The following is a 656-nucleotide window of genomic DNA, read 5'->3' as shown; positions in this document are numbered from 1 at the left end:
CCCGTTCGTCAGCGGCACCGTGCCGAGCCACAGCAGGCCCATCACGATGGCAAACGCATACAGCGTTGCCGGCGACAGCGGCAGCAGGATAAACAGCGCAATCGCCGCCGTGCGGATCAGGTACAGCAACGAGAGCAGATACTTGCGCCGGAACAGCCCGCCCAGCGCGCCGCAGTAATACGTGCCGACGATGTTGGCAGCGGCAATCAGCGCCAGCGCCACCATGCCGTGGCGGCCGGTGAGCCCCTTGTCGAGCAGATACGCCGGCATGTGCGCACCGATAAAGGCGAGCTGGAATCCGCACGTCAGGAACCCGAGGTTCAGCAGCCAGAAACCGCGGTGCGCAAAGGCCTCGCGGATGGCCGCGCCCATGCTTTGATGCGCCTCCTGCGTGGCGACAGTGGATGCCCTCTCGCGCAACGGCGCCGCCAACGGCAAGAAGATCGCCATGACCACCGCCATGACGACCAGCGCCGTCACCCAGCCGACCGTGCTCAGCAAGCCCTGCGCCGTCGGCACCATCACGAACTGGCCGACACCGCCCACTGCGCCCGCCACGCCCAGCGCCCAGCTGCGCCGCTCAGGCGGCGTCAACCGGCTGATCGCGCCATACACCACGCCGAACGACGTGCCTGACAGCCCGAGCCCGATCAGCC

At 67.8% G+C, this 656-nt stretch carries 1 protein-coding gene; it reads right to left on the bottom strand.

Translation table 11 applies throughout. The features are described from left to right. Positions 1–656, bottom strand: a 656-nt coding sequence (locus FUT88_RS25240; RefSeq protein WP_147219282.1) for an MFS transporter, incomplete at both ends; no start/stop codon positions are given.

Origin of the sequence: Ralstonia sp. TCR112 (assembly GCF_007997035.1) — a bacterium.
Taxonomy (GTDB): Bacteria; Pseudomonadota; Gammaproteobacteria; order Burkholderiales; family Burkholderiaceae; genus Ralstonia; species Ralstonia edaphi.
This window is presented reverse-complemented; position numbering and strand designations above follow the sequence as displayed.